Origin of the sequence: Lactobacillus sp. UMNPBX6 (assembly GCF_002553975.1) — a bacterium.
Taxonomy (GTDB): Bacteria; Bacillota; Bacilli; order Lactobacillales; family Lactobacillaceae; genus Lactobacillus; species Lactobacillus gallinarum.
Genome location: NZ_PCZD01000088.1, coordinates 1 through 4,507, shown reverse-complemented (window position 1 = coordinate 4,507; position 4,507 = coordinate 1). Strand labels below are relative to the sequence as shown.

General features: G+C 34.5%; 4 protein-coding genes. 2 read left to right on the top strand and 2 right to left on the bottom strand.

Features of this window, described 5'->3' with window-relative positions:
• Positions 1–134 precede the first annotated feature (134 nt).
• The gene (locus CP357_RS09540; RefSeq protein WP_098037183.1) at positions 135–716 is read left to right on the top strand and encodes a hypothetical protein; all 582 of its coding nucleotides are present in this window, start codon (positions 135–137) and stop codon (positions 714–716) included.
• A gap of 402 nt (positions 717–1,118) precedes the next feature.
• Here the strand turns inward: CP357_RS09540 and CP357_RS09530 are convergent, their stop codons facing one another.
• Entirely contained in the window at positions 1,119–2,327 is a 1,209-nt protein-coding gene (locus CP357_RS09530) for an SLAP domain-containing protein (protein WP_089146041.1), read from the bottom strand.
• A 145-nt stretch (positions 2,328–2,472) separates the two neighbouring features.
• Positions 2,473–3,732 carry an MFS transporter gene (locus CP357_RS09525; RefSeq protein ID WP_098036048.1) on the bottom strand — a complete coding sequence of 420 codons (1,260 nt, stop codon included), beginning with the start codon at positions 3,730–3,732 and terminating at the stop codon, positions 2,473–2,475.
• 106 nt (positions 3,733–3,838) lie between these two features.
• On the opposite strand from CP357_RS09525, the gene CP357_RS09520 reads away from it, so the two are divergent.
• A complete protein-coding gene (locus CP357_RS09520; protein WP_098037181.1) occupies positions 3,839–4,393 on the top strand; it encodes a helix-turn-helix domain-containing protein in 555 nt (184 codons plus the stop codon).
• Positions 4,394–4,507 lie beyond the last annotated feature (114 nt).

The window sequence follows — 4,507 nt, the reverse complement described above, 5'->3', positions numbered from 1 at the left end:
GGCATATCACACACCAGATGAAATCTTCGAAAGAGAATTAGATAAAATCTATCAAACAGCGTAAGTGTTCAATTTATTATTGCAATTTACGGATATTTTATAATTGAGATTAAATTTAAGAAAAGAGAATAAATATGAAAAAAGCGATTGTTTTAATAAGTGTAATGGCTGCTGCGCTGTTGACGGGATGCAATAAACAGACGGCAAAATCAAATTCAAGTTCACAATCATCAAGTAGTTCAAAAATTGTACGTCATGAGACTAAATCATCTAGTGAAGCTCCTCGCATTAATATTCATAAAAAATATAAGGGCTTTAAACTTGCAACTGTACCTAGCCAGTACCGTGGTACCTGGTATCGCGGCGATCCTTATTCTAAAAAGGCTAGAAAACTCGTGATTACTGAGCACACGGTTAACGGCAATGTCACTTATCAAAAAGTTGATCCAAATTTAAAATTGAATCGTCACTCTGAAAAACAAAATAAAAAATACTCTGGCAATATTGTTCTAATTGATACTCAAGGTAATTCGTTAAAGGTGCGCGGCTTCTTGGATCTGGTGAACTTGGATTATCAGCCTGGTCAATTCAAGAACCATGAATGTCTTTTCTTAAGCTATGGCACTGATCCTAGTGTCGTCAACGGTGCGATTTTCAAAGATAAAAGTGTTGCGCTTAAGTATAGAAAGTATGATTTCACTAAGGTAAAGAAATAGTAAATGTAAAAAAGCATTCATCAGACTTGCTAATGAATGCTTGAAATCAGCTATTATTCTTTCTATGTTTGCGGCTTTGCACAATGATGATAATATCCCAAATGACTAATACTAAGGTGTAAATCATCATGAATATCTTTGCACCTACTGCTTGGCTATGCCAAAACAAATCTAGTGCTAACCAGATCAAAGTTATTACATCCCAAATTATTCTATATAATTCAGGTTTCTCTCTCATCTTAACTCACGCTTCCTGCTATGTACTTCTTTATTTTCTACCTTTAATTTACCCCCCCATGTAAGCATTTACAAATGATACGTACTTTTTCTTTTGAGTTAATAAAATAAAGGTTAGAAATAACTCCATCTACATCATGTAGACGGAGTTATTATTTTTATATCTTATTTCTTCAAGGCAGCAGCTTGTGCTTCTTCTGGAGTGTTAGATGGAGTGATTTTAACACTATTTTCAACAAATTTAACATCGCTGGCTTTGACATAATTGTCAGCTTTGAGTGGCATATAATCTTTTGTGTATTGACCGTTATTTGATAAACGTATTACATTTTGCCAATAACGGACTGGTGCTAAATGATAAAATTCTTCTGCTTTATTTTCACTTGGTACCCAAATATATAATAACTTATCTACTTTCCACTCTTCAGAATTCTTTGCAAGCTTTATATTTTGAGGAGTCCCATTTGTATTATATAGATCTGTGGCCTTGGTAAATCTAATGAGTGAATACCTATTTGCTAAAGTATAGTTATGAACTGGCATCTTTTTGGCAGCATTGACAAATAAATTAAGAATCCAGTAATCAGTACCTTTAATGTGGTAAATTGCTTGTTCCCAATCATCATCGCCGTCCTCACCAGTACCTGCTCGAATGCCTTGTTCTAAGTAGTCTACCGTAAACTTTTCACCATTCTTTGCATATTTGCCGGAAGGTTGAACTTTGTCTTTACCAGGTACTTCAACGAGAAGAGGGATACCGTTCCGTAATACGGTTACTGTTGTTTCATCCTTACTCATTGGTGGAACACTATTTGAAGACGTATTGTTAGTATTAGTGGTTGGCTTGGTGTTAGTAGTAACCGTTGTTGGTCCTTGAACAGTATTTACTTTAATAACAGGTCCCAAATTGTATGACTTAATATATTGTTTTCTTGGTCCAGCGATGCGGAAGTAACGCTTACCATTCTTGAACTTGTAAGAACCACCATAAGTAGTGACTGTTTCGCCCTTATAGAGCTTCCAACGATTCATGTAAGAGGTTCTGCCATTTGAAGACTTATAGATATAGGCATTATGAGTGATTTTCCGAGTTACACCGTCAATATTAGTAGCTTTTAAATATTGATCTTTGCCGCTTACCTTGTAGTAAAGTGTACCGTCTATTTTAACAGGATTGCTTTCTACTGTTACATATTGATAGGAGTAGTATTTCTTACCAGTACTATTACCATTCTTGTCGTAAGCGATAGCAGTATGCATTACCGCCCTGTTTGTTGCAGCTTGTACTGTGTGAGCACTAGTTGTGGCACTCATAAGAGGTGCGATTCCCATTAAGGCAGCTGTAGAAATTAATGCGAGTTTATTTAGTTTCATAAAAATTCACTCCAATTCTTAAAATTATTGGATTGTTACGTATATTTTTTACACCTTCATTTTACCCCCCCCGAAATGAAAATCAAGTGGGAAAGAACAAATTACAAATATCTAAACTGTACTTCTTCTGTTGTATTAGAAACAGTTATTGTACTGTATTGATTTCTGCTTTGACTTTGTTTTTTATCCCCATCTTGATGGCAACGAACAAGATAATAACTTCAATTGCAATCAAAGTAAATAATGCGTATTTTACACTAACAAAACCAGATATTGAAGTCATAATTGTAGTAAAAATTGGTGCTACAGCCATCAAGATAGTATTCAATAAACCAACAGATGAAGCTAAAATCTTATGTTCAATTGTGTTAACTAACCATTGTTGCATCTTAATTGAGGCAATACTTGCAGTTGCTGCTAACAAGAAGTAAACAGCTAAAACGGCATAGATATTAGCCAATATAGTCGCAACGGTCGTAGCAAAACTCAAAATAATAGCAAGAATAGTGATGGTAAATACTAAAGCTTTTTTGAATAATTGTGGTCCAAACATACTGCCTAAAATAGCGCCAACACTTACCACTACACCCATTACAGCAATAGTAAAGCTGTAGCTAGTGATGATCATTGTAGATTTATTTCCTGCAATCATAATTGGAATTAATGATCCAAGAGCAGTTAAAATACCATTAAGCAAAGCAATCACGAAGATAACAGTTAACAAACCTTGTGCCTTCTTCATTTGTTTGTATGATGACTTCATGGTGGCGAAAAACTTCTGATCATTAACTTCTTGTGCTTCAAGTGGCTTTTGATCTTTTCTATGCTTTAAACCAACACTTAAAAATAGAAGTCCAGCTACCATGAAAGTAATAGCATTAATGAAAGCCAAGTTAGCAAAGGACAAGAAAAGCAACAACCCTGAACCGACAAATTGTGCAATAGTATTGATTACTTCACTCACGCCGTTGGTAAAACCTTCAGCTTCACCAAATTCTTCTTTTCCGACAATGTCGACAATTAATGGAGCGATCAATCCAGTAGAGTAAGCACCAAACGTATCAGATAAAAAATTAATAATGACAACTATAATAACTAAATTCCATTGAGAAACATTGCTGACAAAGAGCAAGCCTACTATACCGTAAAGAACAAATCGAACTACGGCCATTAAGAAGATGCTTTTGAACTTATTTCTAGTTTTATCAGCTAAGAAACCTCCAAAAATATCAAATAGTCTTGGAATAGATTCTGAAATAGCGATCAATGATAAAGCCAATGAATAGTTGTGCAATTTACTTGCGTAAGTCATGAATGCTAAGTAAAAGAATACATCCCCAGCAGTAGATAAAAAACTGGCAACTGAAAATCTTCTGTAATCCTTATTTTTCAAAAATACATTCATAATGTTTAACCCCTTTTTCTTTGTCTCATTTGTTGTTGCAATTATAATAAAGTGAAAAAGAGATTAATTTTTAAAAGTGGCGTATTTGACATTTTGAGGTGACATTATGACGATCGGTGAGTTACTTAAAGAAGAAAGACTAGCGAAATCAAAAACACAGAAAGAATGGGTTGGCAACATTATCAGTACTTCTTACTATGCCAAGGTAGAAAAGAATAAGCATAGAATTACTGCAGAAGATTTGCTAGCACTGTTGCACCGCAATCACATTGATAGTAGTGACTTTTTCAAGCGTTTAGAAAATGAACGTGACCTAATCCACGAACAAGAAGAAAATTGGGGACATACGGCCACTACCGCTGTCTATCACCATGATATCCCTACTCTAAAAAAGATCGTTCAATCAATTAAAGACAGTGACCTGCCTCAAGATAAAAAGGATCAAGATGCTTTAGAAGTCGAAGGAATGATCGAAACTCTGAGAATTAATTATGAGGATGACTATCAGCCTAACCTAGAATTACAGAAAAAGTTGCGGGAAAGGATCTTCGACATTCCTAATTTTACTGAACTAAAATTGCAGCTCTATTGTGATTTCATGGATTTCTATGATCTAGATGCTAATAGAGCCATTGTTAAGCAAATAATTAAAGAAACTTAAAATACAGTTGATAACAAGATAATCGTAAATTGCAATAATAAATTGAACACTTACGCTGTTTGATAGATTTTATCTAATTCTCTTTCGAAGATTTCATCTGGTGTGTGATATGCC